Consider the following 25,613-nt stretch of genomic DNA (forward strand, 5'->3'; position numbering starts at 1 on the left):
GCCCTTATCCGGCTATTAGTTTTTGCTTTGCTCTACGCCAGAGGAAACTTTCAGACGAAGCGCATTCAGACGGATGAAGCCTGTTGCATCGCCTTGATCGTATGCTTGCGACGGATCGGCTTCCATCGTTGCGATGTCCGGGTTGTACAGGCTGACCGGGCTCTTCACGCCAGCACCGATTACGTTGCCTTTGTACAGCTTGAGGCGTACAACGCCGCTTACGTTCTTCTGCGATTCTGTCACGAGCGCTTGCAAAGCAATACGCTCAGGAGCGAACCAGAAGCCGTTGTAGACAAGCTGGCTATATTTCGCGATCAGGGAGTCGCGAAGATGCATCACTTCGCGGTCCATTGTCAGAGATTCCATTTTACGATGAGCAGTGAACAGAATCGTACCGCCCGGCGTCTCGTATACGCCACGGCTCTTCATGCCGACAAAACGGTTTTCGACCATGTCGACGCGGCCGATGCCATGCTTGCCGCCCAGCTCATTCAGTTGCTCCATGACTTCAAGAGGGCTCATAGCCTCGCCGTTCAAGGCAACGCAGTCGCCTTGCTCGAACGTCAATTCCACATATTCCGCTTGGTCTGGCGCACGCTCAGGCGATACGCTCAGCACGTACATGTCTTCATTCTCCTCGGCGCTTGGGTCGAACCAAGGGTCCTCCAGCATGCCGCTCTCGAAGCTGATATGAAGCAGGTTGCGGTCTGTGGAGTACGGCTTCGCTGCCGATGCTGTAACCGGAATGCCATGCTTCTCGGCATAAGCGATCATCTCGGCGCGTCCAGGGAACTGCTCGCGGAATGCTTCCAGTCTCCATGGAGCGATAACGCCGATTTCTGGCGCCAGCGCGGCAGCCGTCAGTTCGAAACGAACTTGGTCGTTGCCTTTGCCGGTAGCACCGTGAGCGATTGCCGTCGCACCTTCCGCACGAGCGATATCCACCATGCGTTTCGCGATTAGCGGACGCGCGATGGAAGTGCCGAGCAGGTATTGTCCCTCATACAGCGTTCCCGCTTGGAACATCGGATAAATAAAGTCTTTTGCAAATTCAGCGCGAAGGTCGTCAATGTACACTTTGGAAGCGCCTGTTGCCAGCGCTTTTTCTTCCAGTCCATCAAGTTCATCCTTCTGTCCGATATCTGCTGTAAAAGCGATAATTTCGGCGTCGTATGTTTCTTTGAGCCATTTCAGAATAACGGAAGTATCCAAGCCGCCGGAGTAAGCCAGCACGATTTTTTCTTTTGCCATAATCTCCTCTTACATCCCTTCACTTATAAAATATATGTCATTAGGACATGATCGCCGCCATGATCGCTTTTTGCGCATGGAGACGGTTTTCTGCCTGGTCGAAAATAATGGATTGTGCGCCGTCGATGACGCTTTCGCTTACTTCTTCGCCGCGATGCGCAGGAAGACAGTGCATGAATTGGAAGTCTTTCTTCGCATATTTCGCCAGCTCGTCGTTCACCTGGAAATTCGCAAAAGCAAGCTCGCGTTCCTTCTGCTCTGCTTCTTGACCCATGCTCGCCCATACATCAGTGTAGATGATGTCCGCATCGGCAACAGCTTCCTTCGGATCATGGCAGATAACAAGGCGGGAGCCTGTCTCAGCCGCGTTCGCTTTCGTCTGTTGAACCAGATCAGAGTCTGGCTCGTAGCCTTCCGGCGTTGCAATGGACATATGCATGCCCAGCTTGGCAGCACCCATCATAAGCGAGTGAGCCATATTGTTGCCATCGCCGATGTACGCCATTTTCAGGCCTTCCAGCGTGCCCTTCTTCTCATAGATCGTCTGGAAGTCGGCCAGCGCTTGGCAAGGATGGGACAGATCTGTCAGACCGTTAATGACCGGAATTGTAGCGCCTCTAGCCAGCTCTACCACTTTGCGGTGCGCGAATGTGCGGATCATGATGCCATCCAGGTAACGGGACAGTGTCTGAGCGGTATCCCAGATAGTCTCGCCGCGGCCGATTTGCAGATCGTTGCTGCTCAGGAACAAGCCTTGTCCGCCGAGCTGGTACATGCCTACTTCGAATGAAACGCGCGTGCGCGTCGACGATTTCTCAAAAATCATGCCTAGCGTCTTGCCCTTCAGAATGTGATGGGTTTCGCCGGCCTTCTGTTTTCTTTTCAGATCGATAGCCAGGTTGATCAGGTAGTGCAGCTCTTCCTTCGTAAAATCAACCAGCATCAAAAAGTCGCGCCCTTTCAAGCTATGGGCTATTTCTTCGTTCACTATTTGCATGATGTTTTCCCTCCTAAAGGTTTTGCGTGAGCAAAACCACGTCGTAAGCGTAAGCTTAGGTTTGCGGAGCAAACCTTACTTCGTAAGCGTTACTTAGGTTTTGCTTGAGTAAAACCACTTCGTAAGCATGACAATAAAAGTTGCACTTATTTGGTCCAAGAAATCCGCTACAAGAACCAATTATTATTCCGATCGCTGTTGCAGCCCGCAGGTTTTGAATTTGGGTTGCTAAGGTAACCTGCCGTCTGCAAAGGCGAACACTTCGTTTCTCCATAACAATTGGTTCTTTCCGCTTCCCTTGGCTCAAAAGACATATTATAAATCCACTAATTAATTATCTAGCGCTCAAAAGCTCCGCCAGTATAGATACAGCTTCATCGATCTCTTCATTAGTTACCAGCAAGTTAGGCAGCAAACGAACGACATTCGGTCCAGCTGTAATCACGAGCAAACCACGCTTCTGTGCATCTGCGATAACATCCGCTACCGGTCCTGCGCATTCAATACCGACCAGCAGGCCGAGGCCGCGAACTTCCTTCACAAAGCTCGATCCCGCCAGCTTCTCGCGAAGCTGCGACATGAGATATTCACCTTGCACTGCCGCTCTGGCAGACAGGCTGTCGCCGACGATGGTCTCCAGCGTCGCCTTCACGACCGCCGTTGCGATCGGCGTACCGCCGAAGGTAGAGCCATGACTGCCTGCGCTGAAGCCTTCACGCAGCTTCTCCTTCGCGACCATCGCGCCTACCGGGAAGCCGCTGCCGAGACCTTTTGCCAAGGTGAAGATGTCCGGCTCGATACCGAAATGCTCGTAGGCGAATAGCTTGCCCGTGCGTCCGATACCTGTCTGAATCTCATCGACGATGAGCAGAATGCCTTCGCGCTTGCACAATTCGGCAACTTGCTGAATATAAGTCTGGTCAACCGGATGAATGCCGCCTTCCGCTTGGACCATCTCCAGCATGATGGCTGCCGTCTTGTCGCTAACCGCTGCTTCAAGGGCTGCAAAATCGTTATAAGCAATATACTTGAAGCCTTCCGGCAGCGGAGCAAAACCTTCCTTCACTTTCGCTTGACCTGTAGCCGTCAGCGTCGCTAGCGTGCGACCATGGAACGACTGTTCAAATGTAATGATTTCATAACGTCCATTGTTCTGGACCAATTGCTGATAACGACGTGCCAGCTTAATCGCCGCTTCGTTCGCCTCCGCGCCCGAATTGCAGAAGAATACGGCGTCGCCGCAGCTATTGTCCGTCAGCAGCTTGGCTGCATCGGCTTGATTCGGAATGTGAAACAGGTTGGACACATGCCATAGCTGATCCAACTGCTGCACCAATGCTTCTTTAATACGTGCTGGCGCATGACCCAGATTGGTGACGGCAATGCCGCTCATAAAGTCCAGGTAGCGGTTGCCCGCGTCATCCCACAGCCAGCTTCCTTCACCCTTAATCAGCGTGAGGGGATACCGCGCATATGTAGGAAGCAATGAGGCTCCAGCCGCAGCTGTTTTATTCTCGCTCATCTATCATTACACCTGCCTTTGCTTGCTTTGTACGATACTTGTTCCGACTCCGCCTTCGCGTACCGCCCGTGTCAACACGCCAGCCTCTTGCCCGCTTACGATGACGACCTCGCGCACGCGGCCTTGAATGCACTGAATGGCAGCCCGAACCTTCGGAATCATGCCGCCGTATATTTCGCCGCTTGCAATCATCTCCTCGATCTCTTCCACTGTAACCGAAGGAAGCACTTGCTTCTCCCCGTTCACCGTCTTCAAGATGCCCGGCACATCCGTGACAACAATCATCCGCTCCACACCCAGATGGGAAGCGACCGCTCCCGCAGCTGTATCGGCGTTAATGTTGTAGCGCTGTCCATTCGCGTCGATTCCGATCGGCGCAATAACCGGAATGTAGCCCATTCCCATAATGCCTTCAATAATGCCTGATTCGACATCCGTTACATCGCCTACAAAGCCGATTTCGGACGCGTTGGCAACTGGACGAGCCTGGATCAAACCGCCATCCACACCCGACAAGCCCAGCGCCTGCGCGCCGTTCGTTCCGATTTTGCGTACGATTTCTTTATTGATTCGACCGGCAAGCACCATCTCCACGACATCCAGCACATCGTCGCTAGTCTTGCGCAGGCCGTTCACGAATTCTGTCTCAATGCCCAGCTTGGTCAACGTCTCCGAAATGGCAGGTCCGCCGCCATGCACGATCACGGGTTTCACGCCGGATTGCTGCAGCTCCCGAAGCTCTCCGAAAAAGTCGTCCGGCAAAGCCGCAAGCGTGCTTCCGCCGCATTTCATCACAAACCGCTGTTCCATTATTGCTTCATCCTCCACCCTGCAGCCTTACAGGCTCCTTAAGTCCGATATGCCGCATTGATGCGGACGTAATCATAGGTCAGGTCACAGCCCCAAGCTGTCGCAGAGCCTTCCCCATTATGAAGATCGACAACGATTACAACGGTATCGCCCTTCAAATATTCCAGTGCCACTTCCTCGTCGAATGCCACCGGACGGGATTGCTGAAGTGTCACGATGTCGCCCAAGCGGATATCGACCGTAGCCGGGTTAACCGGCTGTCCCGCACGGCCAACCGCCGCAATGATGCGGCCCCAGTTGGCATCGGCTCCGAATACAGCCGACTTCACCAAGGAGGAGCCGATCACCGTCTTCGCAATCGCAGCAGCCGAATCGTCGCTGACCGCCCCATGCACTTGAACCTCAACAAGCTTCGTCGCGCCTTCTCCGTCTCTCGCGATCGCTTTGGCCAACACTTCGCATACATAACGCAGCGCGGCAGCGAATGCCGCCCAGCCTTCATGCGCAGGCGTAAGCTCGGCATGGTCCACCAGTCCGCTCGCCATAGCAACCAGCATATCGTTCGTGCTTGTATCGCCATCAACTGTAATCATATTAAACGTATAGTCCGTCGCCTGGCGAAGAAGAGTCTGCAGCGCTTCGCTCCCAATCTTCGCGTCAGTCGTCACAAAGCCGAGCATCGTCGCCATATTGGGATGGATCATGCCTGAACCTTTGGCAGCGCCTGCAACTGTTACGGTTTTGCCATCAAGCTCTAGCTCCACGCATACCATCTTCTGCACCAGATCAGTCGTCAGAATCGCTTGGCAGAAGCCGTCCGCGCCCGGCTGCCCGCCATCCAGCTGGGAAGGCAAAGCGTCAATGCCGCTGCGGACTTTGTCCATCTTCAAATTTTCGCCGATTACGCCCGTTGACGCTACCGCTACATGGTCAGCCGGAACGCCGATTGTTTCAGCGAATCTGGCACGCATCTCATAGGCGTCTGCATCGCCTTGCTCGCCAGTACAAGCGTTGGCATTGCCGCTATTAACGAGCACCGCCTGCAACAGGCCTTCTGCTGCGATGCTTTCTCTTGTCACTTGCAAAGGGGCCGCCTGGAATACATTCGTCGTATAGACGCCCGCCGCCGTTGCTGGCACTTCGCAGACGATCGCTCCCAGATCGTGGCGTGTTGTTTTTTTCAAACCGCAATGAAGTCCTCCGGCCCGGAATCCCTTAGGCGTCGTAATCGAGCCATCCGCTACTACTTTGAACGGAGTTGACGCAGTGTCCTGTCCCATCGTGAATCGTTTCTCCCTCTTATGAAATGAAATATGATTACGGATAAGCAGGAACAAATTGGAGACCTGACGTCTCATCCCAGCCCATCAAAAGATTTAAGTTCTGAATGGCTTGGCCTGCCGCGCCCTTCACCAGATTGTCGATAACGGAAATAATCGTAACCCGGTTCGTACGCGCATCCACCGCAAAGCCGATATCGCAATAATTGGAGCCCCATACTTCCTTCGTTCCTGGCCATTGTCCTTCCGGACGAATACGTACGAAACGGCGGCCCTCATAGTACTCTTTATACAATTCAATAAAATCGCCAAGGCTCCTGTTATCCTTAACGGTTGCATACATCGTCGACATAATGCCGCGCGTCATTGGCACAAGATGAGTCGTGAACGTCGTCACAATAGGCGTACCTGCCGCATCGGACAACACCATCTCGATCTCAGGCACATGCTGATGCTGATTGACCTTGTAAGCCTTGAAATTCTCGTTCAATTCCGAATAATGCGTGCCCAGAGATGCCCCGCGGCCTGCGCCGGAGACGCCAGACTTCGCATCGATAATAATCGATGCCGGATCGATAAAGCCTGCTTTGATCGCCGGTACGAGTCCAAGCAGCGTTGCTGTCGGATAACAGCCCGGATTGGAGATAAAATCGGCGCCTCTCACGTTCTCACCGTAGATCTCCGCCAGACCGAATACCGCCTTTTGTAAATACGCCTCATCCGCAGCAGGTTTCTTGTACCATTGCTCGTACAGCGCAGGAGACTTGAGACGGAAGTCGCCGGATAGATCAATCACTTTCAGACCGGCCTCCAAATACTCCGGAGCCAGCTTGGATGCCACACCCGCAGGCGTAGCCAGAAATACGACGTCCGCCTTAGCTTTGATTGCCTGCGCATCCACGCCGTCCAGCAGTTCTTCACGAATGCCGGTCAGATGCGGATATCCTTCCGCAATCGGCGTTCCCGCGCTGGAGGACGAAATGACTGACGTCACTTCCGCATAGGGATGCGACTCCAACAGACGCATCAATTCCACCCCGCCATAACCGGTAGAACCAACAATTGCTACACCTATCTTCTTGCCCATCATGCATCTCTCCCCACTAGCGAACCGCTGCTGGATCGACGGATGACCCCGTCAGCTTCAGAGTGCGGCTCTAATCTTGGCAAGCCGATTCTCCGGCAGCAATCGCACGGGCTTCGGCTTTATGTATAGCGCTTTTCTCATGTCGTTCCGAATGAAAGTTCGTCCGTACTCTAGGAAAAGCCTGGTTTTTTATCTACAACTTCTTATTGTACATCATTCAGAAGTTCGTGGAAATATAAGTTCGTTGTGTATTATTATACAGTCATACTAATATTAATACAACGCCAATTCGCCGTCTTTTTCTGCCAGAAAGCAAGGCAAACGCTTTAATCATCACGACGCTCGAGCCAGCGTTGTTCCTTAGCTATTTTCCAGCTTGAAACCTTGCCCAAGCACCTCAGCCGTATTGCTAATAATGACAAAAGCGCCTGAATCAATAGATCTGACCAGCTGCTTCAATTTAGATACCTCGTTCTGTCCAACAACGACCATCAGTACGGTGCGTCCTGCGCCGGTGTATCCGCCATGACCGTCCAAGCGAGTTAGGCCGCGGTCCAAATCGTGAAGAATAGCTTGCGCCACCTCTTCCGTATGCTCACTGATAATGAACGCTACCTTGGAAAGCTGAAGGCCATTTTGCACAAAATCGATCGTCTTGCTGGTTACAAATAATCCGATCAACGCGTAAAGCGACGTTTCCGGCGAAAAGACAAATCCGGCGGCGATAATGACGCAGCCATCGAAGCAGACAACAGCCAAGCTATATGGCAAGCCGGTAAACCGATGCAGCAGTTGAGCTGCCAAGTCGAGGCCCCCTGTAGAACCGCCGCCGCGAAATACCAGTCCAAGGCCGAGGCCAACCCCGATGCCGCCGTAGATGGCAGCCAAGATCGGATTATCTGTCGGTGCGGGCACAGAAGCCGTCAACAAGACGAATAACGGAAGCAATAATGTGCCGAGCAGCGTCTTGGCGCCAAACTTCCGTCCGAGCAGCAGCAGACCTCCAATGAACAACGGAATATTAATCGCCCATTGCGTTAACGCTGGAATAATACCGGTCAGCTTCTGCACCAAAATCGAAATACCCGACACACCTCCGGATGCAATGCCGTTAGGCACCAAAAACATGTTGAAGCTCAGCGCTACAATCATTGCCCCAAGCAATAACTGCATAATGTTCCATACGATTTGCGCTTGCGGATTTCTTCGCTTTACCAGGTCACCGCGTCTCATCTTTCCCACTTCCACTCGTATCATCTCCTTATTCCAAAAAGAAGAGTTCCCTCACCATTACAGTGTTGGAACTCTTCCTCTATGCTATGCAAAACGTGTATCTTTCATTAAGCGTCGTGACGAATCTGGTTACGCAAGTATCCGTCAATGAACGCATCCAGGTCGCCGTCCATTACGGCGCCTACATTACCGGTCTCTACTGAGGTGCGGTGATCTTTGACCATGCTATAGGGATGGAATACGTAAGAACGAATCTGGCTGCCCCACGCGATGTCCGATTGCACACCGCGAATCTCGGCCAGTTCTTTCATCTGCTCCTCGATCTTCCGTTCGTAGAGCTTCGACCTCAGCATCTTCATCGCCCGATCACGGTTCGCAATCTGTGAGCGCTCTTGCTGACAAGCAACGACGACGCCTGTCGGCATATGCGTAATCCGGATCGCCGACTCTGTCTTATTGACATGCTGTCCGCCGGCGCCGCTTGCGCGGTACGTATCGACCTTCAGATCTTCCGACCGAATCTCGATTTCGATGGTATCGTCGATCTCCGGCATGACGTCGCAGGAGGCGAAGGATGTATGCCTGCGTCCCGCGGAATCGAACGGCGAGATGCGCACAAGACGATGCACGCCCTTCTCAGCCTTCAAATATCCGTATGCGTTATAACCTTTGATCAGCATCGTGACGCTTTTAATACCAGCCTCATCTCCGTCATGATAATCCAGCACCTCGACCTTGAAGCCCCGCTTCTCAGCCCAGCGCGTATACATCCGGTACAGCATCATGCCCCAATCCTGGGACTCTGTGCCGCCCGCGCCCGGATGCAGCTCTACGATAGCGTTCAGCTTATCATGAGGCTGATTCAGCAGAAGCTGCAATTCGAAGTCGCTTACCCGGCCCAGCAGTTGCTCGACACCCTCGCTCAGCTCCTGCTCCATGGACTCGTCATTCTCTTCCTCGGCCAGCTCCAGCATCATCTGCAGCTCTTCATGGTCGTTATTCAGCTTCGCATATTTCTCTACAACCGACTTGACCGCGTTCAGTTCGGAAATGAGTGCTTGCGCCCGCTCGTTGTCGTCCCAGAAATCGGGCATCGACATCTTCTCTTCGAAGTTGGCGATCATCTCCTGCTTCAGATCTAAGTCAAAGAGACCCCCTAAGTTCTTGGAGACGCTTCGCCATTTCACGCAAATCCTGTTTGACCGTAATGTCTATCATGGCTTCGCTTCACCTCAAATTAGATTACTTGCCGTGGCACTGCTTATACTTCTTGCCGCTACCGCATGGACAAGGATCGTTGCGTCCCGCACGCTCTTCACGCTTCGCTGGACGTTTCTCCTGTGTCTCGCCGCCGCCGCTTGTCGAGGTCGTCTGGCCTTTCACGACTTCTTGACGCTCCAGATTGCTCTCAACGCGTGCCTTCATAATATATTTTGCGACTTCCTCTTGGATCGTCTCGATCATTTCCTTGAACATCTCGAAGCCTTCGAATTGATATTCGCGAAGCGGATCGGTACCGCCGTATGCCCGCAAATGGATACCTTGACGAAGCTGATCCATTGCGTCGATATGATCCATCCACTTGCTGTCTACTGCACGCAGCACGACAACCTTCTCGAATTCACGCATCGTCTCAGGTCCAAGCGCCTCTTCACGCTCGTTGTATAGCGCAACGACTTTATTAAGCAGGAACTCGTTAATTTCTTCTTTTTCCTTGCCCCAGATATCTTCCTTCTTCAGGGAGCCTTCCTCAAGCAGATTGGCGTGGACATAATCCACGATCGCTTGCAGATCCCACTCCTCCGGAATATCTTCGGAACAATGTGCATCCACGATACGATCAACGACCGGCTTGATCATCTCCATGACCTCGCTGCGGATGTCCGCCGACTCCAGAATATCACGGCGCTGCTTGTAGATAACCTCACGCTGCTGATTCATCACGTCGTCATATTGCAGGACGACTTTCCGCGTATCGAAGTTGCTGCCCTCTACCCGCTTCTGGGCGGATTCAACGGCTCTTGAAATCATACGGCTCTCGATCGGCTGATCTTCCTCCAAACCGAGACGGTCCATCATAGCCATAATATTCTCAGCACCGAAACGGCGCATCAGCTCATCTTCGAGCGACAGATAGAACTGCGAGGAGCCCGGGTCACCTTGACGACCGGCACGACCACGCAGCTGGTTATCGATCCGTCTGCTCTCGTGACGCTCTGTGCCGATAATATGAAGTCCGCCAAGCTCTCCAACGGAGTCGCCCAGCAAAATATCCGTACCCCGGCCAGCCATGTTCGTCGCGATGGTGACGGAGCCAGCTTGACCCGCGCGCGAGATGATCTCTGCCTCTTCGGCATGGAACTTCGCATTGAGGACTTTATGAGTAACGCCTCTGCGCTTCAGCATCTCGGACAGCTTCTCGGAGTTCTCGATGGAGATCGTACCGACTAGCACCGGCTGCTTATTCGCATGGCGTTTCACGATTTCTTCCACAACGGCTTTAAATTTGCCGTTCTCGGATTTGTACACGACATCCGGTATATCCTTACGAATCATAGAACGATTCGTCGGAACTTGGATTACGTCCAGACCGTAAATCCGGCGGAACTCTTCTTCCTCCGTCTTCGCTGTACCCGTCATACCCGCAAGCTTGCGGTACATACGGAAGTAGTTCTGGAACGTGATCGTGGCAAGCGTCATGCTTTCGTTCTGAACCTTGAGCTGCTCCTTCGCCTCGATCGCTTGGTGCAAGCCATCGCTGTAACGGCGGCCGGACATCAGACGGCCCGTAAACTCATCGACGATAACGACTTCGTCTTCTTGCACGACGTAATCGACGTCACGTTTCATAATAAAGTTCGCTTTCAGCGCTTGCTGAATGTGGTGATTGACGGTTACGTTGGCATGGTCAAACAAGTTCTCGATGCCGAAGGCGCGCTCTGCCTTCTCCACCCCAGACTCGGTCAAAATTGTATTACGAAGCTTTATGTCGATCGTGAAGTCCTCTTCTACTTTCAAACGGCTCACAAAACGATCCGCTGCATGGTACAGCTCTGTCGACTTCGCAGCTTGTCCCGAAATAATAAGCGGGGTCCGCGCTTCATCCACGAGAATGGAGTCCACTTCGTCAATAATGGAATAATAAAGAGGACGTTGTACCATCTGCTCTTTGTACAGCACCATATTATCGCGCAGGTAGTCAAATCCGAATTCGTTGTTCGTGCCATATGTGATATCGCAAGCATAAGCCTCTTGCTTCTCAGAATGAGACAGGCCATGCAGGTTGCATCCAACTGTCATCCCTAAGAAGTTATAGAGCTGGCCCATGATCTCGCTATCGCGCTGTGCCAGATATCCGTTGACCGTAACAACATGCACGCCTTTGCCAAGCAAAGCGTTCAGATATACGGGAAGCGTCGCTACGAGCGTCTTACCTTCACCAGTCTTCATCTCGGCAATCTTGCCTTCATGCAGCACCATGCCGCCAAGCAGCTGTACGTCAAAGTGACGCATGCCGAGTGTACGCTTCGATGCTTCCCGTACGGTCGCAAAAGCTTCCGGCAGCAGAGCGTCAATCTCCTCGCCCTTCTCCAGGCGAGCCTTGAATTCATCCGTCTTCGCGCGCAGCTGCTCATCTGTCAGCGCCGTGAACTTTGATTCCATGCTATTAATTTCATCAACAGTGCGTTGAATGCGTTTGACTTCGCGTTCATTCGCGTCTCCGAATATTTTCTTAACCAGTCCGAGCATGGTTTTCCCCTCTTTCGGTAGTAGGTCTATTTGTTTTAAATTGTAACAGTTTGTAGACCCTGCCGCAATGTACCCCGGGCAGCGCGATCGAGAGGACCGGGAAAGGCTATTTCCCGAAAAGCCATGCCAGAGCATCCGGCACATACCGGACGCCCTTTTCGAACGAGTGAACATCGCTTTCATAGATATCCAGCTTGACCGTCTCCGGGGTCATATTGTATTGGCTCAAATACGTCCATAAGGTTCGATTGTTCGGCACCATCCATTGCTGGCCATTGGTTCGCTCCGAACCTTCGGCATGACCCACATTCATGTACAGCCGCTGAATCGAAGGCTGAAGCTTAAGCCGCTTGATCCAATCCACGATGCCCGGATACCAGAAGGAACCGGAGAAGCTTCCGATTTTGCCAAACTGGCGGGGGTACAACAGCCCCGTATAGACTGATATTAGCCCGCCGAAGGAAAACCCCATAATGCCGGTATGCTCCGCTTCTGGCAGCGTCCGAAACCGGTCATCGATATACGGCTTCAACTCCGTAGCCAGCCACTCGGCGTATTGAGAAGCATTGCCGCCAAACAGCTTGCCGGGCTCGAACACATTGGGAGCAATGAACGGCGTATACTCGTCATTCCGGTCCAGCGGCTCGATGCCGACAAACAGGAACTCCAGCATGCCTCCTTCGGCCGACCTCGCTCCAATCCGCTGCAAACTATCGCTATGCTCAGGATCAATCAGGTCTCCTCCATCCTGAACATATACAACGGGGTAATGCTTTTCACCGTTCTCGTAACCTTCAGGCAAATACAGATGCAGCCGATGATCCTGAAACCTATCGCTCACATACGTAGCTTTCATAGATGAAGCCTCCCCTTCTCCCTCTTCCTTAAGGGGTCAAATACTCCAGCATTTTCTCCACTACATATCGGATAGCAAGCGGTCCTCCGGCGTCAATGGAGACGTCTAGGGGATACACCCTCTGCTCCTTGACCGCATTGATCGAGTTCCACACCTTGCTTTTCCCCAGTTCCGCAAAGTGGGTATCCATATTGTCCAAATAGTCTACCAGGAAAATAATGTCCGGGTTCAGCTCAATGACCCCTTCCAACGAGACCATTTCTTCATGGGTTTTATATTCGCCCGGTGACTGGAGGCCCAGACCGAGCTCCCCGTCGTATACGTATTCTACGGAGCTTTCGTCGAGTACAAAAAATGTGTTGCCGTTGTCCGCCGGACGGAGGAACGTCACTTTTTTGCCCTGAAAGGAAGCAAGCTCGCTTCTCGCTTCGCTCATCAATGCTTCCAAATCCTTAATATAGTCCTCTGCCAATTGCTCCTTGCCAATTAGTGAAGCATATTCGCGCAGCATTTCTCTCCAGCCCATATCGGAAGTGTCGAGCATCGCTACCGGCGCCAGCTTGCTCAAATCCTCATACGCCTCATTATGCGTCCCGGCAAACGCCACAATCAGATCCGGGTTCAGTTCAGTCATCAATTCCAGATTAGGCGTCACCACTTGGCCAATATCCGTCACACCGGCCGATTCCGCATAAGGCTGCAGCGTCTCGAAGGACGACAGGATGCGGTCGGCAAGCGTGGATGCAATCGGCGGCGTATCCAGCGCAAAAAAATACTCCATCATCGCAAAATGCATCACAACGACCCGCTCCGGCTGTTTTTCGATGACGATGTCTTTGCCCATGGCGCCCTTATATGTCCTTGGCCATGTCTGCTGTGATGCCTGCTCATTCGCAGCTGTCGCCGTCGGTGACATTTCTACCCCCTGCAGCGCTGCTGCTGCTGTTGTATTTGAAGCCCCGGCACCGCCGGCCGCATTCCCTGATCCGGAACATGCGCTGAGCAATAGAATAATCCCCATCATAATCATGGCGAGCTTTCCTTTTTTCTCATAAAGAAACATTTCTGTATTCTCTCCCTTGTTGGTTTCATTGTAGTGATAATCATTCTCACCACTATTGAAATTGTAGTTCCGACGCTTCCTCGGAACAAGGGAGGATCTGATCCTGTTTATATAACGATCTGCTCTTGTCTCATGCGCGTTCTCTCTATATTGAAGGGGCGTTTGACCCGTATGTTTTTTGAATGTTTTCGCAAAATAGGACAGATCCGCATATCCGACGCCCTCGGCAATTTCTTGTACGGAGGTATCGGTGCGGCGAAGAAGCTCCTTCGCTTTTTCGATTCGCACGCCAATTAAAAAATCGATGGGGCTCTTGCCTGTCTGCCGTTTGAATTGCTTTGTAATGTAGGGCACGCTATAATTCAGCGCCTTGGCCAAAGAATCGAGCGTGATTGGCTCCCTGTAATGCGCGTAAATGTAACGTGTAGCCTGACCGACCAGATCCGGCTCATAGCGGCTATCCGACTGCTCACCCATTTGCCGGAGCATCTCGCAAACCCAAGCGTGAAATAGCGTTTTCGCCTGAAACTGCCTAAAAGCATCGGGGCTGTCGCTATTCCAAATGGCCAGCAGTTCATCCAGCTTGTGCATTAGCGATACCGGCTCATGGGGGACAAAACAGTATGGGGCCAAAAAGCGATTGCCGCTCTCCGTCAAAAAAGCAATTTCCTGTCGGTAGGACCGGGCCATCTCGGCTTTATAATAGAGAAGATAATATTCGAAGGGTTCGTCATAAGCGGCCATTCGAAGCACAGCGCCTTTGGACCCGTGAATGAGCTGGCAACGGCTAACCGTATAACGAACATCGTTGATTTGCACCTGCGCACTGCCGCGTACACTGAACAAAAAGGCATACGCCGGAAGCGCATAGCCAGATCCCACTTCGCCCGGCAACATCTCGCAGCGCCGGACATCCATCACCTTGACATACATATGATTCCACAGCACCATTAGCTCATTTAAAGACATATCCATCCTCCGATATCCGGCTTTGTCCTTTCATTATAATTGAAATTGATTATCATTACCAATAAGGGGAGGGGACATTTGTATTCAGCGGTTATGTAAACCTTTCAGCTCCACAACGCTCAACGATGCCTCGCGAATCAAAAAGCCCCGCTCCTTATCGGAGCGGGGCTATCGGTATTCAATGTAATTTGATCATAAATGGAAAGGACTCAGTTTTGTTCAATTAATCCGTACTTTCCGTCATCGCGCTTGTACACGACATTGACTTCTTTATTGTCGGCATTGGCGAATACGAAAAAGTTATGTCCGATCATATTCATCTGGAGAATGGCTTCCTCCACATCCATCGGCTTCAACGTAAACCGCTTGGTTCGTACAAGCTCCAGATCATCCTCTTCCTCAAGTACGCTAACTGCGGAGCCTTCTTCACGGAACAAGGCTCTCACTCCGCTGCCCTGTCTGAATTTGCGATTGACTTTGGTTTTGTGCTTGCGGATCTGCCGCTCCAGCTTATCGACCACCAGGTCGATCGAAGCGTACATATCTGCGCTCTTCTCCTCGGCTCTGAGCATGACGCCGACTAGCGGAATGGTAACCTCTACTGCGTGCTGACCTTTCGTCACGGATAAGGTTACTGTGATTTCGGAGGCGATTGGGGCGTCAAAGTACTTCTCCAATCGGCTTAATTTCTTCTCGGTGTAATCTCTCAAAGCTTCTGTCACCTGAAAGCGTTGACCTCGAATGTTGTAATTCATGGGGCATTCCTCCTTTACATGCTCTTATTATAGCATATGCAGGAGCCTAATTCAAAAGAGTTTTTAGTGTATTTGGAATTTTCAGAAAAATGTCAAATTTAACTTAACTGAGCCAGTCTTTGTTCTGAAGGAGCATATTGATAGGCTGCGGCCTGGCGGTAATAGGCAGCCGCTTTCTGTATATTCCCCGTTACTTCATGATAAACACCTAGATTATGCAGCGCAGAAAAACTGCCTGTTCCTATTACGCTATCATATCGGTCCGTCTCGCCGAGCTCTAGACATTTTAGATAGGATTGCTCGATCAGCGGCAGCAGATGAACATACTTGGCCGTATCGCTCAGGATGAGATCGAGGTAATATTGGCCGCAGACAAAATGAAAATCGGGGAAGTCATGGAGTTGCGCAGCTTCACTTTGAATAATTGCCAACCCATCATCTAATTGTTTTGAGGAAATCATCGCATATAAGTAATCCACTACGGTATTCGGATAGTACATTTCATTTTTCGAAAGTCCGGTGTACGCCTTCTTCAAATGGAAATGAGCCTGGCTATAGTTCTCGATGCCATTATACTCTTTGGCTATTTGATAGTGATAATAGGGGTCATCCGGCTTGGCATCAATCTCCATTTGGAGCAAAGGAATATTTCGGTCGGATCTTGAGGTCTCATAATAGCCGTCATGACCGACTTTGACGCCTAGTCTAATACGCGGAAGATCACTCACCACTTGTTCGTGGATTCTGCCTTCATAACGTACCCCCGCAGGGAACAGCCGGGATATATAGCACTGAGCGTAGGCATCTCCCTCCTTGTCTCTAAACTTATCTATTCGTTTCACGCGGCCGATGCAATTCCCGCGATCCATAAGAGCCCGGATATCCTCACCGCAGTCATTTGCAATGTACTCATCGGCATCAAGAACGAGATTCCAATCCCCGGTGGAGTGCTGAAGAGCATAATTCCGTGCATCTGCAAAATGATGATTCCAAGTATAGTAATGAACGCTGGCTCCATACGCCTGCGCAATTTCAATGGTTTTGTCAGTCGAACCTGTGTCTATAATTACAATCTCATCTACAATATCTTTGACGCTGTCCAGACATCTTTTTATTACGGCTTCTTCATTTTTCACAATCATAACCAGAGACAGTTTTTTCATTGAGCCCTCCTATTCAGCCATTAATGGCTACTCCTTGCTATATCGACACTTTGAAAGCACACCGTTAACAAAGGACGCCCCCAAACAGAAAAAAGCTCCGGTTTCCCGGAGCTTGAGTGTAATAGGCACTGTCAATTGAACCATCTATACAGTGGCTAATGATAGCCGGATGATTACAGTTTGACTACGTTTGCAGCTTGTGGACCGCGTGCGCCTTCTACAATGTCGAATTCAACCGCTTGGCCTTCTTCGAGTGTTTTGAAGCCTTCGGATTGAATTGCGGAGAAGTGAACAAATACGTCGCCGCCTTGCTCAGTTTCGATGAATCCATAACCCTTCTCTGCGTTAAACCATTTAACTTTACCTTGCATGTGCAAACATTCCCTTCATCTTCAAATACTGTGAGGCATTCCATACGTCTGGCCCACAATTTGACTATACCATCGTATTAATGGAATTGTCAAACAATTTCTTGAAAGCGGATTCATTCCTTAAGCAGATTTACTTTGAACCAGCATAGGGCCTTCTTTCATACTAAATAGCTTACAATATCTGATCTCATCCTCAGTTAATGAAACTATGACTTCAATTCATTAATAGAACTATGTATAGAAGCGCGAATTTGGGTAGAACTTGTAGTTTGTGTATATGGAAAAAACACAATTTCTGAACCAACAGTATTCAATCTTTTCCCTTCTAACTCCCATATAGGATTACCTACCCAGTCATCACCAGAAAACAAACAATCAAAATGATATTTTTCCCAAGCAACCAATTTATCCAAATTTTCTTGAATAACAGTAACCGCCTGATCAACATACTTTACTGATTCAACTATTTGAATACGTTCCTCGAATGGAATAATTGGCTTTTTGCTTTTATAACGTATAACCAATTCATCCACTAGAACGCCAACATTAGATGCTCACATTGCTCTTTGGCGCGCTTGAATAGATTTAGATGACCGACATGATAGAGGTCAAAAACGCCCGCTATGTAGCCAACTTTATATTTTGTAACCATAACAGCCTCCTACAATTTAGTATTTTCTGTCCTGACTAAACACATAATAATCTAATTGTGTAAAATGATGAACTTCATAAAAAGTAAGCCATGAAGTAAATACTCATCTAGAAGAGCTTCCAAGACCATTCCAGAGGAGAGTATTTATTCATGACTCACTATCAGGTTACACTAGATCATCAATTATTAAACCAACTGTTTATCGGAGAAAATCGAGATGCTGGCGTTGCGGCTTTACTGGAGACCGTCTTAAATCAAGTGTTAAAAGCACAAGCGACCGAACAATTAGCCGCTGCGGAATATGAGCGAACACCGGGGCGGCTTGGGCAACGAAACGGCAGCTACAGCCGTGGACTGACGACGCGAGTAGGCAGCATCACGCTGCAGATTCCACGGTTTCGGGATGGTTCCTTTTCAACCGAACTCTTCAAACGCTACCAGCGGAGCGAGCAAGCTCTGGTACTGACCCTCATGGAGCTCGTCATTAATGGCGTCTCTACGCGAAAAGTAGCCCGTGTTACGGAAGAATTGTGCGGAAAAGAATTCTCCAAATCCACCGTGAGTGAACTGTGCAAACAGCTCGATCCCATCGTAAGCGCTTGGAACAACCGTGATCTGAGTGAAGTCGCGTACCCGTTTATGACCGTAGATGCCATGTATGTGAAAGTCCGTGAAGACGGCCGGATTCGCTCCAGAGGAGTCTTTATTGGCTATGGGGTCAATACAGACGGCAATCGGGAAATTCTCGGACTTGCTGTAGGTGACACCGAGTCGGAGGCCAGTTGGGGGAGCTTTTTTAGCCAACTCAAAGCACGTGGTTTGAATGGCGTCGATTGCATCACTAGCGACACCCATGGCGGTCTCGTCAAAGCGATTCGTCAGCACTTTCAAGGTGTCACCTGGCAGCGGTGCCAAACCCACTTTATGCGCAATATTTTGGATGCTTCACCAAAGTCGCTGCAAACGAGCATAAAGGGCATGGTTCGCTCCATCTTTGAAGCACCAAACATGGACATTGCGAGAAAATGTTTACAAGATACGTTAGACGCGTTTCAGGAAAAAGCGCCTAAAGCAATGGACACGCTTGAAAACGGTTTTGACGATGCCACAGCTATACTCGTTTATCCAGAGGAATACCGTGTACGGATACGGACTTCTAATGGAATTGAACGCGTAAATGGGGAGATACGCCGGCGCGAACGCGTCATTCGCATCTTTCCCAACCGAGACGCCGTCATTCGCATGATCGGCTCCGTACTCATGGAGATGGAGGCGCACTGGAAGTCAAGCCGACAATTCATGGATATGACGGCTTACCATGATTGGTGTAAAAACCGCTAACTTCATTCAGACAACGTAGATGGGATTTTACACATAATTATGGACTTGACCTAATATCGTCATATTTCCCTATATTAATTACATCTCCTAAATAAAAATTTAAAGTATTCACCAACTGTTAACAAATATTTCGGATTCTAGTTTTCAGGATGCATGAACCAACAAATATGCATTATAAGCATAAATCTAAACGTTATGCATTAATATGACGATAACAAAATATACACTTTGATTAGACAGGAGAATGACACACGTGGAAAAGCTTCTCTCGTTATGTATGATTGTTAAAGATGAAGAAGAAACAATAGATAGATGTCTTAGCAGCGTAAGTGGTTTAGCCAATGAGATCATTATTGTGGATACTGGATCAACAGATCGAACGAAGGAAATCGCTTATAAATATACTGAACATGTTTTCGATTTTAAATGGAGTAATGACTTTTCTGCAGCTCGCAATAAAAGCCTCAGCTATGCTACAGGTAAGTGGATTCTTGTCCTCGATGCAGATGAGTATTTAAACACTGATGACTGTGAGCGATTCAAGAAATTTATTGAGAACGAACAGATTGAGCAGAATAAGGTTTATTCTATCTCTATTATAAGCTATGTAGGCGAATCCATTCGGAATGCTAATGTTACGGAAAGCACGATGGTACGTTTATTCCCTAATAACCAGGGCATTCATTATTTTCGTCCCATACATGAACAAGTAGTTGATGCAAATGGCATCCTTCTATCAACTACCGTTTCTCCCATCACGGTTTACCATACTGGCTATTTAAAAGATACGGTGCAGAAAAAAGACAAGCACAATCGTAATCAAACTATATTTTCAGAGCTTAAACAAAGTAGCGGCTTTATCCCCTACGATTATTTTACAATTGGTAATGAATATGCAACAAAGGGAGATTACAAAAAAGCATTATACAGCTATGAAAGAGCATTTAAAAAAGCTGCTCCTAACAACCCATGGATTTTGGATTGCGCCAGTCAAATGTTCACCATCTATATGAAGTTTAACAGAGTGCATGATGCCTGGGAGATTCTTCACAAAGTCTTCAGCCATTACCCGGATTATCCTGAATATCATGCATTCAAAGGTAGCCTCTATGAATACGTCGGCCATTACTCATTGGCAAAAGAATCACTTCTAACAGCGTTTCATAATGCTGAGGCTTTATCAAGGAAGACAGACCGCTTCTTTCTGATCAATCCGTCTTACGGGTCTATCGTACCGCTATCCCGTTTGCTAAAAATAGCTAAAGTAGAACAGAACAAAGAAGAGATTGTATATTATTGCATTAAAATACTTCAAGCCAATTCACACGATTTTCAAACATTAAATACGTTAATCACCGTTTTGTTATTAAAGGAATCTGAATCTGCCGTCATAACGACAATAAATAAAATCATAATTAATCAAACACAACGGGACTTTATATTATTGCATAAGATATTTCTGTCTCATGGCAATAAAGAGATTGCAAAATATTATGAAAACAAAATTGAAAACAGATCATTAATCTCAATAGAGGATCTCCTGTTTTCGTCCATTATTAATAATAGCGAGCAGCAGTTTAAGGAAGCACTTTTGAAGCTCCAGCCGGGTAACGCTGACAATCCCAAAATTAATCTAGCAATAATGATTGCCACATTAAAGTGGCAAAATCCTTTCATTGACTTGTTAGTGTATAACGAAAATCAAATAAAAGCCGAGCAGCAACTGAGTATCTATCAAAAAATGATTAACAACACAATTGCCGAACAAGATATCGTCCAAAATGTAACAACGGTGCATACATTGCTATCCACTCTGTTCGAATTGAAACAGTTTGATTTATTCGATATCTACATTGATCAACTTAATCATCCGTTGGTCATCAGTTTGCTGGCTAATTATTTTTACCACAATTTTGAAACGAATTTGGCTGTCTCCTATTATAATTTGCTGCTCGAACAAAATAATATGGATGAATCGGGATATATTAATCTTGCATATCTTCATATTAATAGTGGATATTCCGCTGACGCTGTTCCTTTCCTTGAGGAAGCTATAAAATTAAACCCTAATGGGCATCACTTATTTTCCTTAATGCTTATCTGTGCAGATAATGAAGATATTCGCAAGCGCTATAGAAAGCAATATACAAGCCTTTTTGCCCAGCATGTAAAGCTCCCATTCATTAAACAATTGTAGAGAATTAAAAGCCGTGGATTCTATTGTTCATAGACGATTCCGCGGCTTTTCTTATAAATAATTATTCTCTCATATCAACAAAATAGCTCTCCCCCGTGTACTGCGCTTCATATTTGTTTTTATGAATACGGGTCTTGGCTAACTTATTCAATGCCTGGGCAGCTTCATCCCTAAGCAATTCCATCTTGGACTGGATCGATGCATCATGTTCGCTAATTTTGAACAGTATTTCCTTTTGAGATGTGGATAGATTACCTTGCTGTTTTAATAAATGGATAACCTTCTCCCGCTGATCAACTAATGCAATTAACTCCTCGGCATTAACAGCTTCAGTCTTTTCAACCATATTCAAAGTTTCTTCGTACAACTGCTCCAGCTCATGCATCATTAAACACCTGTCTCTGCATGTGTCACCATCGAAGCATTGCCTTTAATAATTTGTTTCCATGCTTCTCTAAGTTCCTCCAAATGAATAATTACCTCTGAAGCCAGGCTTGAATCCTTTTTCATATTGGATTGAATCAATTGATGGAGCAGGTACTCATAAATTTGCTTCAAATTATTGGAGATCTCATATTCATAGTCAAGTGAAGCAATCAGTTCATGAATAATCGCCTGGGCCTTCTTTAGATTGTTATTTGTTTTCCCGTAATCTCTAGTATGAATCCCCTCAATGCCAGCCTTCGTAAAACGTATGGCGCCATCATATAACATGATAATAAGTTGTCCACCATTTGCCGTTTGAACGGATGACTGTTTGTAAATTTGATGTGGCGAATTATACATACTGGTCCACTCCTTTACCTAACTACATGAAACTTGATAATGAGGAAGCTTGACTGTTAAATTTATTAATTGCTGTTTCCATTGCAGTAAACTGTTTGTAATACTGTATTTCCAACATATTGAGGCGCTTAACCATCTGTGACTCTCGAGATTCCATACTTTTTAATTGCTCGCCCATTGTAGAGTTAGGCATAAAGGTGAACGCAGTGTCGGAACTAGTAAGAGAGGTACCGGCAATTTTATTCAAATCTTTTAATGCTGACATTGAAGAATCCATCATCGACCTAAATACCCCATTACTGCCTGAGAATAGGGCTGTCACTTCGTCTGGATTCGAGTCTAATGCACTGCGTAGCTTCTCCTCGTCCAGAACAAGCTTGCCTTTCTCCGTGTAACTGCCAGTCGTAATACCAACTAACAAATAACTGTTCTCTCCTAATTGAGCTCCGCCTACTAAAGCTGTAGCAGTTGATCTGAGATCAGAAATAAATTTTGTCAGTGTTGTATCTCCACGTAGCATACCACTTCTGGCTTTTGACTCTAATAACTCTACTTCTTTTTCTGTAAGCGCCGATTTCTCATCCGTTGTAAGTGGCAAATACTTACGGAACTTTTCTTCAGACAGCTCGCCGTTAACTAACGAAATAAGTGAATTATAATCTGAAATAAAAGCTTTAATTGTATCTACGATTTTAGTTGTATCCTTAGTAACCGATATCGTCGCACTGTTCTCAGATTCACCAACTGCTGTAAAGTCAACTCCGTTAATAACAAATCGATTAGAATTCTGTTCGTATTTCATGCCATTAATATGAACTATTGCTGTCTTCCCAATATCGCTAGCAGCTGTATTACGGTTAGCAATGCCTGTGACTAACGTAGCACCGTCTATCGCCCCAGATTCTTTTGCTGTGATCGAAATTTGGCCGGTCTGTTCGTTGTATAATGCAGTCGCCTTATACTTACTGTTTCCATTAATAATCTTGGCCAATTGAGCGCCATTCATGTCTCCATCCAAAGTAATCGATTCGCCATTAATTTTAACTTCACCTGCTGCTAATTTGCCCGTACCAATATCAAAGACTTCTCTAGTGTTAGTTGCTAATTGCTCTACCTTCACCTCCAGGCTCCCGGAGGCCGTTGAATTAGTAGCGTTGATCCTAATCGAATTTACATCACCGCTTACATTTGAAGTCTTGGCATTAATGGCATTTGAGAGATTATAATTGGCAAGTTTATTATTTCTAAAATCTACGATTTTTGAGCTAATCGTCCGGTAATCTTCTCTCTTCCATTCTAACTGTGTTTTCTGCTTTACAACCTTATCATAGGTTGACCGCTTAGCCTTCATCAGTTCCTTAACCATTGCGTCAATATCAAGGCCTGATGCCAATCCAGAAAGTCTCATATCAATTTAACCTCCTTTTTCAAACCTTATGATCAACCATTATCCCCGTAAGCTCGATAAGCTTAGCTGCGGCTTCTACAACCTTCTCTTCTGGAAATTGTCTGATAATTTCTCCGCTAGCCTTATCTCTTACTTTGTAAATAACTTGCTTGGTCACTTCATGAATCGACCGATCAATTTCTGTGTCAGGCATTTTGATAGCCTGCAATATACGGTCAATATTTTTTTTGACGAATTCATTTGTTAGTCTTTCAGCTTGTGTATGATTTTGCGTATTTATCGGTAATTCTTCAGATCCACTCTTCGGACTGTTGTTAGAATTCGTGTCATAAGTAAATGCTGCCGTAGTGTTTATAGATGAAACCTTCATACTATGCCCACCTTTGCAAGTATAATTAATTATATTATCGGACATTTAATCTCTGTTTGTTAGAGTATAATTATGATAAAAAAGAAAAGAGGCTCTTGGTAAAACCAAGGCCTCTTCCCTGTTGAAATAGATTAACGAAGTAAGGACAATACGCCTTGCGGTTGCGAGTTAGCTTGTGCCAACATTGCTTGCGACGCTTGAAGAAGAATGTTGTCCTTAGTGAGCTTAACCATCTCACTTGCCATGTCAGTATCACGAATACGCGATTCTGCAGCAGTTAAGTTCTCTACAGTAGTACCCAAGTTGTTCGAAGTGTACTCAAGACGGTTTTGAGTAGCACCCAAGCTAGCGCGTTCCTTCGAAACCTCTGAAATAGCAGTTTCAATGCTGGAAAGTGTCGCAGAAGACAATTTGTCGAAGTTAGCTGCGGCAAATGTGAACGAAGTAGTCGAAACAAGCTTGATCGAGATCGATTGCTTATCATCGTTCGATTGAATCTTAACTTCAGATTGAGCTGCAGCGCCAGATACGCCGGAAGCGATGTTGATGCCGTTGAACTTCGTATCGGTCATGATGGAAGAGATTTGAGCGCTAAGCTCTTCAACTTCAAGCGAGATGTTAGCCAAGTCACCAGAAGAATATGTTCCGTTCAGAGCCTGAACGTTAAGCTCTTTCATACGAGTAAGCATCGCACTAACCTCGTTCATAGCGCCTTCAGCCGTTTGCACGAAGGAGATACCGTCTTGAACGTTACGTTGTGCCATTTCAAGACCACGGATTTGACCGCGCATTTTTTCGGAAACTGCAAGACCTGCAGCATCGTCAGCAGCACGGTTAATACGAAGACCGGAAGACAATTTCTCCATGGATTTGCCAGCGCTAACATTGTTAAGACCCATGTTGCGGTGTGTGTTCAAAGCTGTAATGTTGTGATTAATACGCATTGATAATTCCTCCTTGAGTAGTTAAGTCCCACATCCATGTGGTGAGCTGAACCAGGTCGGCCGCCCTTATCAGCTCTATTTTATATATCGGATAAACATCCCCCATATTTTATAGCTGTTTTTTGATTTCCTTGAATTGTTTCAATAAATCTTCGTTACTTATTGCTGTTGCTCCAGCATCACGATTCGTATCCTCAACGGATACATACAATTCCTTGCGTAGAATTCCAATATCTTTAGGGGCCTTGATGCCTACTTTCACCACGTCACTAGTTACATCTAGAATCGTGACCTCGATCTCCCCGTCTATGATTAACGACTCTCCTACTTTCCTGCTTAGCACCAACATCTTATTGTCCTCCTTTTTTTATTACTAAATCATGAAACAGAGGCTGATGTATGGCATACTGACCATCCGGCAATATATATTGCATAGCTAGTCTTTCCCTTGTATTAAGCACAATTGGGGCTCCCAAATTAATAGTAGCAGAGGCAAGCTCATCTCTAACATTAACGATGTTGACAATCTTGACATCTGTTCCTTTTGTAAGCTTCAATTCCTCCTGGATATTCTGCGGCAGCGTAAATTCATATTGCTTAAAAAAATCAAAGGGTGACGTTACGATAAATGATATATTCTCGATTGTAGTGGATTGTAAATACATAAACGGGCTTTCCTCTACTGTAATGAGCAAATAGGATTTTTCTTCTTTAAAACCTGGAATCCCTTGTTCAAAAAAATAGATATCCTCTTCCGAGTAATCGATTACTCCGAATCTAGTTGTTTGCAGTTGCATATTCATCCACA

The 25,613-nt window shown here is 47.6% G+C and carries 25 protein-coding genes; 2 read left to right on the top strand and 23 right to left on the bottom strand.

All coding sequences use genetic code 11. The features are described 5' to 3' along the window. Positions 1 to 15 precede the first annotated feature (15 nt). The 16 genes from AC0YNW_RS24395 to AC0YNW_RS24470 form a co-directional block, all read right to left on the bottom strand. Complete coding sequence (locus AC0YNW_RS24395; protein WP_475834140.1) at positions 16 to 1,251, bottom strand: argininosuccinate synthase; 1,236 nt, start codon at positions 1,249 to 1,251, stop codon at positions 16 to 18. 40 nt (positions 1,252 to 1,291) lie between these two features. Beyond that, on the bottom strand, positions 1,292 to 2,248 hold the full coding sequence (gene argF / locus AC0YNW_RS24400; protein ID WP_475834141.1) for an ornithine carbamoyltransferase: 957 nt from the start codon (positions 2,246 to 2,248) through the stop codon (positions 1,292 to 1,294). A 334-nt stretch (positions 2,249 to 2,582) separates the two neighbouring features. Further along, complete coding sequence (locus tag AC0YNW_RS24405; protein WP_475834142.1) at positions 2,583 to 3,770, bottom strand: acetylornithine transaminase; 1,188 nt, start codon at positions 3,768 to 3,770, stop codon at positions 2,583 to 2,585. Between the two features lie 6 nt (positions 3,771 to 3,776). Beyond that, the gene (argB, locus tag AC0YNW_RS24410; protein ID WP_475834143.1) at positions 3,777 to 4,580 is read right to left on the bottom strand and encodes an acetylglutamate kinase; all 804 of its coding nucleotides are present in this window, start codon (positions 4,578 to 4,580) and stop codon (positions 3,777 to 3,779) included. Positions 4,581 to 4,618: 38 nt separating this feature from the next. Next, on the bottom strand, positions 4,619 to 5,860 hold the full coding sequence (gene argJ / locus AC0YNW_RS24415; RefSeq protein ID WP_475834144.1) for a bifunctional ornithine acetyltransferase/N-acetylglutamate synthase: 1,242 nt from the start codon (positions 5,858 to 5,860) through the stop codon (positions 4,619 to 4,621). Positions 5,861 to 5,897: 37 nt separating this feature from the next. Then, positions 5,898 to 6,947, bottom strand: coding sequence for an N-acetyl-gamma-glutamyl-phosphate reductase (gene argC, locus AC0YNW_RS24420; RefSeq protein WP_475834257.1), 1,050 nt, complete (start codon positions 6,945 to 6,947; stop codon positions 5,898 to 5,900). 360 nt (positions 6,948 to 7,307) lie between these two features. After that, positions 7,308 to 8,180 (bottom strand): YitT family protein, encoded by an 873-nt coding sequence (locus AC0YNW_RS24425; protein WP_387478907.1) that lies wholly within the window; start codon positions 8,178 to 8,180, stop codon positions 7,308 to 7,310. 107 nt (positions 8,181 to 8,287) lie between these two features. Then, positions 8,288 to 9,398, bottom strand: a protein-coding gene (gene prfB, locus AC0YNW_RS24430; RefSeq protein ID WP_387478828.1) for a peptide chain release factor 2 whose coding sequence is annotated in 2 segments (ribosomal slippage) — positions 8,288 to 9,325 and positions 9,327 to 9,398 — 1,110 coding nt in all. Because the reading frame shifts where the segments join, the coding sequence is not laid out codon by codon here. A 24-nt stretch (positions 9,399 to 9,422) separates the two neighbouring features. Beyond that, positions 9,423 to 11,930 carry a preprotein translocase subunit SecA gene (secA, locus tag AC0YNW_RS24435; protein ID WP_387478826.1) on the bottom strand — a complete coding sequence of 836 codons (2,508 nt, stop codon included), beginning with the start codon at positions 11,928 to 11,930 and terminating at the stop codon, positions 9,423 to 9,425. A gap of 106 nt (positions 11,931 to 12,036) precedes the next feature. Continuing rightward, a complete protein-coding gene (locus AC0YNW_RS24440; protein WP_475834145.1) occupies positions 12,037 to 12,786 on the bottom strand; it encodes an alpha/beta hydrolase in 750 nt (249 codons plus the stop codon). A 28-nt stretch (positions 12,787 to 12,814) separates the two neighbouring features. After that, positions 12,815 to 14,818: a helix-turn-helix domain-containing protein gene (locus AC0YNW_RS24445; protein WP_475834146.1), complete on the bottom strand. Its 2,004-nt coding sequence runs from the start codon at positions 14,816 to 14,818 to the stop codon at positions 12,815 to 12,817. Positions 14,819 to 15,027: 209 nt separating this feature from the next. Next, entirely contained in the window at positions 15,028 to 15,573 is a 546-nt protein-coding gene (gene hpf / locus AC0YNW_RS24450) for a ribosome hibernation-promoting factor, HPF/YfiA family (protein WP_387478818.1), read from the bottom strand. A gap of 98 nt (positions 15,574 to 15,671) precedes the next feature. Continuing rightward, positions 15,672 to 16,736 carry a glycosyltransferase family 2 protein gene (locus AC0YNW_RS24455; protein ID WP_475834147.1) on the bottom strand — a complete coding sequence of 355 codons (1,065 nt, stop codon included), beginning with the start codon at positions 16,734 to 16,736 and terminating at the stop codon, positions 15,672 to 15,674. Positions 16,737 to 16,909: 173 nt separating this feature from the next. Further along, positions 16,910 to 17,107 (bottom strand): cold shock domain-containing protein, encoded by a 198-nt coding sequence (locus AC0YNW_RS24460; protein ID WP_087569424.1) that lies wholly within the window; start codon positions 17,105 to 17,107, stop codon positions 16,910 to 16,912. Between the two features lie 206 nt (positions 17,108 to 17,313). Next, on the bottom strand, positions 17,314 to 17,640 hold the full coding sequence (locus tag AC0YNW_RS24465; RefSeq protein WP_475834148.1) for an FAD synthase family protein: 327 nt from the start codon (positions 17,638 to 17,640) through the stop codon (positions 17,314 to 17,316). Beyond that, positions 17,640 to 17,759, bottom strand: a complete 120-nt coding sequence (locus AC0YNW_RS24470) for an adenylyltransferase/cytidyltransferase family protein (protein ID WP_475834149.1) — start codon at positions 17,757 to 17,759, stop codon at positions 17,640 to 17,642. The genes AC0YNW_RS24465 and AC0YNW_RS24470 overlap by 1 nt, the downstream gene beginning before the upstream one ends. A 150-nt stretch (positions 17,760 to 17,909) precedes the next feature. On the opposite strand from AC0YNW_RS24470, the gene AC0YNW_RS24475 reads away from it, so the two are divergent. Beyond that, positions 17,910 to 19,100: an IS256 family transposase gene (locus tag AC0YNW_RS24475; RefSeq protein ID WP_475834150.1), complete on the top strand. Its 1,191-nt coding sequence runs from the start codon at positions 17,910 to 17,912 to the stop codon at positions 19,098 to 19,100. A 253-nt stretch (positions 19,101 to 19,353) separates the two neighbouring features. Further along, positions 19,354 to 21,297 carry a glycosyltransferase gene (locus AC0YNW_RS24480; RefSeq protein ID WP_475834151.1) on the top strand — a complete coding sequence of 648 codons (1,944 nt, stop codon included), beginning with the start codon at positions 19,354 to 19,356 and terminating at the stop codon, positions 21,295 to 21,297. A gap of 61 nt (positions 21,298 to 21,358) precedes the next feature. On the opposite strand, the gene fliT is transcribed toward AC0YNW_RS24480, so the two are convergent. The 7 genes from fliT to fliW form a co-directional block, all read right to left on the bottom strand. After that, a complete protein-coding gene (fliT, locus tag AC0YNW_RS24485) occupies positions 21,359 to 21,685 on the bottom strand; it encodes a flagellar protein FliT (RefSeq protein WP_475834152.1) in 327 nt (108 codons plus the stop codon). Continuing rightward, a complete protein-coding gene (gene fliS / locus AC0YNW_RS24490; protein WP_475834153.1) occupies positions 21,685 to 22,083 on the bottom strand; it encodes a flagellar export chaperone FliS in 399 nt (132 codons plus the stop codon). Before fliS ends, fliT begins: the two co-directional genes overlap by 1 nt. 22 nt (positions 22,084 to 22,105) lie before the next feature. Further along, positions 22,106 to 23,491: a flagellar filament capping protein FliD gene (gene fliD, locus AC0YNW_RS24495; RefSeq protein ID WP_475834154.1), complete on the bottom strand. Its 1,386-nt coding sequence runs from the start codon at positions 23,489 to 23,491 to the stop codon at positions 22,106 to 22,108. 19 nt (positions 23,492 to 23,510) lie between these two features. Continuing rightward, entirely contained in the window at positions 23,511 to 23,861 is a 351-nt protein-coding gene (locus AC0YNW_RS24500; RefSeq protein WP_475834155.1) for a flagellar protein FlaG, read from the bottom strand. A gap of 131 nt (positions 23,862 to 23,992) precedes the next feature. Further along, positions 23,993 to 24,805 carry a flagellin N-terminal helical domain-containing protein gene (locus tag AC0YNW_RS24505; RefSeq protein WP_475834156.1) on the bottom strand — a complete coding sequence of 271 codons (813 nt, stop codon included), beginning with the start codon at positions 24,803 to 24,805 and terminating at the stop codon, positions 23,993 to 23,995. A gap of 109 nt (positions 24,806 to 24,914) precedes the next feature. Further along, positions 24,915 to 25,154 (bottom strand): carbon storage regulator CsrA, encoded by a 240-nt coding sequence (gene csrA, locus AC0YNW_RS24510; protein WP_475834157.1) that lies wholly within the window; start codon positions 25,152 to 25,154, stop codon positions 24,915 to 24,917. A 1-nt stretch (position 25,155) separates the two neighbouring features. Then, a complete protein-coding gene (gene fliW, locus AC0YNW_RS24515; protein WP_475834158.1) occupies positions 25,156 to 25,608 on the bottom strand; it encodes a flagellar assembly protein FliW in 453 nt (150 codons plus the stop codon). Positions 25,609 to 25,613: the final 5 nt, after the last annotated feature.

Source organism: Paenibacillus sp. J31R120 (assembly GCF_056269225.1).

Coding starts and splice junctions, on each gene's coding strand:
- csrA (WP_475834157.1), bottom strand. CDS start 25,154: ATGTTGGTGCTAAGCAGGAAAGTAGGAGAGTCGTTAATCATAGACGGG.
- AC0YNW_RS24395 (WP_475834140.1), bottom strand. CDS start 1,251: ATGGCAAAAGAAAAAATCGTGCTGGCTTACTCCGGCGGCTTGGATACT.
- AC0YNW_RS24445 (WP_475834146.1), bottom strand. CDS start 14,818: ATGTCTTTAAATGAGCTAATGGTGCTGTGGAATCATATGTATGTCAAG.
- AC0YNW_RS24405 (WP_475834142.1), bottom strand. CDS start 3,770: ATGAGCGAGAATAAAACAGCTGCGGCTGGAGCCTCATTGCTTCCTACA.
- argB (WP_475834143.1), bottom strand. CDS start 4,580: ATGGAACAGCGGTTTGTGATGAAATGCGGCGGAAGCACGCTTGCGGCT.
- argF (WP_475834141.1), bottom strand. CDS start 2,248: ATGCAAATAGTGAACGAAGAAATAGCCCATAGCTTGAAAGGGCGCGAC.
- fliT (WP_475834152.1), bottom strand. CDS start 21,685: ATGATGCATGAGCTGGAGCAGTTGTACGAAGAAACTTTGAATATGGTT.
- secA (WP_387478826.1), bottom strand. CDS start 11,930: ATGCTCGGACTGGTTAAGAAAATATTCGGAGACGCGAATGAACGCGAA.
- argJ (WP_475834144.1), bottom strand. CDS start 5,860: ATGGGACAGGACACTGCGTCAACTCCGTTCAAAGTAGTAGCGGATGGC.
- fliW (WP_475834158.1), bottom strand. CDS start 25,608: ATGAATATGCAACTGCAAACAACTAGATTCGGAGTAATCGATTACTCG.
- AC0YNW_RS24470 (WP_475834149.1), bottom strand. CDS start 17,759: ATGGTTACAAAATATAAAGTTGGCTACATAGCGGGCGTTTTTGACCTC.
- AC0YNW_RS24455 (WP_475834147.1), bottom strand. CDS start 16,736: ATGAAAAAACTGTCTCTGGTTATGATTGTGAAAAATGAAGAAGCCGTA.
- fliS (WP_475834153.1), bottom strand. CDS start 22,083: ATGTATAATTCGCCACATCAAATTTACAAACAGTCATCCGTTCAAACG.
- fliD (WP_475834154.1), bottom strand. CDS start 23,491: ATGAGACTTTCTGGATTGGCATCAGGCCTTGATATTGACGCAATGGTT.
- AC0YNW_RS24500 (WP_475834155.1), bottom strand. CDS start 23,861: ATGAAGGTTTCATCTATAAACACTACGGCAGCATTTACTTATGACACG.
- argC (WP_475834257.1), bottom strand. CDS start 6,947: ATGGGCAAGAAGATAGGTGTAGCAATTGTTGGTTCTACCGGTTATGGC.
- AC0YNW_RS24505 (WP_475834156.1), bottom strand. CDS start 24,805: ATGCGTATTAATCACAACATTACAGCTTTGAACACACACCGCAACATG.
- AC0YNW_RS24475 (WP_475834150.1), top strand. CDS start 17,910: ATGACTCACTATCAGGTTACACTAGATCATCAATTATTAAACCAACTG.
- AC0YNW_RS24440 (WP_475834145.1), bottom strand. CDS start 12,786: ATGAAAGCTACGTATGTGAGCGATAGGTTTCAGGATCATCGGCTGCAT.
- AC0YNW_RS24460 (WP_087569424.1), bottom strand. CDS start 17,107: ATGCAAGGTAAAGTTAAATGGTTTAACGCAGAGAAGGGTTATGGATTC.
- AC0YNW_RS24425 (WP_387478907.1), bottom strand. CDS start 8,180: ATGAGACGCGGTGACCTGGTAAAGCGAAGAAATCCGCAAGCGCAAATC.
- hpf (WP_387478818.1), bottom strand. CDS start 15,573: ATGAATTACAACATTCGAGGTCAACGCTTTCAGGTGACAGAAGCTTTG.